Origin of the sequence: Streptomyces sp. URMC 126 (assembly GCF_051386555.1) — a bacterium.
Taxonomy (GTDB): Bacteria; Actinomycetota; Actinomycetes; order Streptomycetales; family Streptomycetaceae; genus Streptomyces.
In genome coordinates, this window is sequence record NZ_JBPQTX010000484.1 from 1 (window position 1) to 3,589 (window position 3,589).

2 protein-coding genes are annotated in these 3,589 nt (G+C 75.9%); both read right to left on the minus strand.

Translation table 11 applies throughout. From position 1 onward, the window contains the following. Positions 1-23: 23 nt before the first annotated feature. Positions 24-869 (minus strand): HAD family hydrolase, encoded by an 846-nt coding sequence (locus ACSNOK_RS31745; RefSeq protein WP_436784251.1) that lies wholly within the window; start codon positions 867-869, stop codon positions 24-26. A gap of 11 nt (positions 870-880) precedes the next feature. Further along, the gene (locus ACSNOK_RS31750; RefSeq protein WP_436784252.1) at positions 881-3,451 is read right to left on the minus strand and encodes a phosphoribosyltransferase; all 2,571 of its coding nucleotides are present in this window, start codon (positions 3,449-3,451) and stop codon (positions 881-883) included. Positions 3,452-3,589: the final 138 nt, after the last annotated feature.

A 3,589-nucleotide genomic window follows, 5' to 3' on the forward strand; every position in this document is an offset into this window, starting at 1 on the left:
CCGCCACCCCACCTCACACCCGGTCACCCAGCAGCCGGCACCGCCGCTCCCACCGCCTCCGCGAACGCCCGCGCGATCTCCTCGCCCGCCGCGACACCGACCGTCTCCAGCCCCGTGACGTGCGGCGCCCCCCACCCCGTCTCGGCCAGCTCGCCGTGGCCCGGGCGCCAGCCGCGGTCGGCGGCGAGCAGCAGGTCGGCGTCGAGCAGGGAGTCGCCGGCGGACAGCACGACCTCCGCGCCGGTGCGGCGGGCGACCTCCGCGACCGCCGCGCTCTTGGTCACGGGCCGCGGGACGGCGTAGATCTTGCGGCCCTGGAGCGAGACGTTCCAGCCACGCTCGCCGGCCCACTCGGCGAGCTCCTTCACCCACGCGACGGGCAGCCGCTCCCGGTCGACGATCAGGTAGGCGAACAGGTCCTCGGCGGTCCGCTCGCGCAGCAGCCACGCCGGGTCCGCCGTCGCCACCAGCCGCGCCCGCACCTCGTCGAGCGTCGCGCACTCCGCGGCGACGGCCCGCCGCACCCGCTCCCGCCAGCCGGTGTCCGGCTCGCCGTCGACGAGGATCTCGCCGCCGTTGGCGCAGACCGCGAAGCGGGGTACGGGCCCGGGCAGCCGGATCCGGCCGTACTGCGCCCGCGTCCGCGTGGTGGCGGGCACGAACGCGCCGGTGCGGGCGAGGCCGTCGAGCAGCGCCGCGGCCGTCTCCGTCACATAGGACAGCGGCTTCCCCTCGTACACCTCCACGCACAGCAGACGCGGTGCCCGCGCGTCCTCCGCCCCGAGCCGGAGGGCGGCGGCGGAGTAGATGAGCGTGCGGTCGAGGTCGCTGGCGACGAGCGCGCCGGCGAAGGAGGCGGGGGCATTCACTGAGTTCACCTTCACGAGGACTTGACCGCCCGCCCGTCGGTTCCCGTCGCACCGCGCGTGTACCGCGGGTGGACCAGGCCGACGCAGCTGTACGGCAGCCCCTCGACCTCCTCCACCGGCACCCCGCGCTGGGCGGCCAGCAGCCGGACGTGGTCGAGGTCGGCGCCCGCGCCCCGCTCGGCGAGGATCTTCCAGGGGACGCGGCGCAGCAGGACGCGGGTGGTCTCGCCGACGCCGGGCTTGACCAGATTCACGTCGTGGATCCCGTACTCCTCGCTGATCCGCTCGACCGCCGCCCAGCCCCGCCAGGTCGGGGTCCGGTCGGCGCCCGCGAGCTCCTTGGCGTCGTGGGCGACGCCCTCCTCGACCTCCGCGAACCGGGCGGCGATGGTGTCGAGGAAGGCGCGGGAGACGTCGGCGTCCGCCAGCTCGCGGTAGAACTTGGCGCCGTGGAAGTCGCCCGGCCCGACGAGGTCGGCGCGCAGCACGGTCCGCGAGATCAGGCCGGAGACCGTCGAGTTGAGGCAGGCGGACGGGATGAGGAAGTCGTCCCGCGTGCCGTACGTCTCCACGCAGTGGCCGGGGTCGGCGAGGACGGCGAGGCGCGGGTCGAACTCCGTTCCCCGCAGGGCCTGTTCGAGTTCCCGGGTGACCGCACCCTTGCCCGTCCAGCCGTCGACGAAGACGACGTCGGCCGGGTCGTGGTGGTCGGCGAGCCAGCGCAGCGCGGCGGTGTCGATACCCCGGCCGCGCACGATGGACATGGCGTAGTGCGGCAGGTCCAGGCCGTGCGCGTGCCGCGCCCAGCGGCGCATCAGGACGCCGACGGGGGTGCCGGCGCGGGCCAGCGAGACCAGCACCGGGCGCGGGGACCGCTCCGCGAGCACGGTCTCGGTGACCGCGCCCACGGCCCGGGCGAGCCGGCCGGCGGAGGATTCCAGGGCGGCGGCGTAGAGCTCCTGGTAGCGCTCGGACGGCTGGTACTCGACGGGCAGCGACTCCGCGTAGTGCGCGCCGCCGTTCTGGATCGCCTCCTCCCGCTCCTCGATGGGCGCTTCGAGCGCGACGGACGACAGGTCCTGGAGCAGCCAGCCGACGTCCTCCGGCGCGTAGGAGGAGAAAGCGGGCCCGCGCAGGGGCTCGCCGGGGGCGCGGTGGGACGGGATCACGGCCAGCAGGACCTTCCGGGTGTGCGCGGCGAGCCGGTCCAGCAGGCCGCCGGGTGCGTGCAGGGCGGGGGTGTCGCCCGTCGAGTCGGTGACGACGACGACCGCGTCGAAGCCGGCGCCCGCGACGTTGTAGGCGTAGCGGTCGGCGGGGCCGTCGGCGGGCGCGTCGTGCGCCGGGAAGACGAGACGGGTACGGATCGCGTAACCGGGGTCGTCCACGGGCAGCACGGGCGACCGGGTCGTGGTGGAGAACAGCACTTCCGTGCCCGCGAGGCGCTCCCCAAGCACCTCCGCGCCCGCCACAGCCTCAGCCTCAGCGCCCGCCTCAGCCTCAGCCCCCACGCCCACGCCCACGCCCGCGCCCACGCCCGCGCCCACGCCCGCGCCCGCGCCCGCGCCCGCGAGGCGCTCTTCCAGCGCCCCGGCGATCCGCAGCGGCGCGTACATCAGCTCCTCGGTGCCCAGCACGAGGACGCGCCGGCTCCCGGCCCCGTCCCCGCACGGCTCCGGCAGCGCCGCCGCGATCCGTCCGGCCATGCGCGGCAGCGCGTCCTCCAGCCGGGCCCGGTGTCCGGGGGTGAAGCCGTGCCGGCCCCCGTCGGGCAGGCCGACCGGCCAGGCGAGGTCGATCCGCTCCGGGGCGGCGGGGCTCCCACCGACGGGAGCGACCGCCGCGCCCTCCGACTCCTCCTCCAGCTCCCGCCCCCGCCGGAGCGCGCCCTCCCACTCCTCCACCAGTTCCCGCCCCCGCCGGAGCACGCCCTCCGGCAGCGCCACCGTTCCCGACGCCAGGGCGACGACGTCCACCCGGGCCCCGAGCTCCGCCGCGAAGGCGTCCAGCGCGGCGCGCTCCTCCGCCGGGCGGAGGTCGACGAGGGTGACGACGACGTACCGGTCGCGCGGGCGCCGGCCGTGCAGGGCGGCGATGGTGTTGCGGATCGTACGGCCGGTGGACAGCTCGTCGTCGACGAGCACCAGCGGGCCCTCGTTCGCGAAGAAGCGCGGGTCCTCGGGCAGCAGCAGGTGGGACGTGGCGTGGCTGTGCTCCTCCTCGAAGCCGCCGGCCGGGGCGACGCCGGCCACCGGGCGGCGCGTGGAGTGCAGGTAGGGCGCGAGGCCCAGGCCGTCGGCGACCGAGTGGCCGAGGCCGGTGGCCGTCTCGGCGTAGCCGAGGACGACCGCACGGGCGGCCTCCGCCTCGCCGAGCAGCGCCCGTACCCGGCGCCCGAGGTCCAGCCCCGCGCCGTGGACGACGGACGGGCGCTGCGGCACGTGCTTGCCGAGGACGTTCGAGACGAGCAGGTGTGCCCGCTTGGGGTTGCGGCGCAGGGCCAGGCCGAGCAGCCCGGACAGCTCCGCGTCGCCCTCCAGCCGTACGCCGAGCCGATCGGTCACCCACTGGCCCGACCACATCAGAACGTCACTCCCTCTCGCACCGCTTTCACCACTCGCATCGCTCACCACTCGCACCGGTCACACCGCTCACCACTCGCACCACTCACCACTCACACCCCACCGACATCCCGCCCACTCCTGTCTCTTATACACAAC

Excerpts from the sequence above, each read along its gene's own strand:
- ACSNOK_RS31750 (WP_436784252.1), bottom strand. The coding sequence starts at position 3,451 with ATGTGGTCGGGCCAGTGGGTGACCGATCGGCTCGGCGTACGGCTGGAG.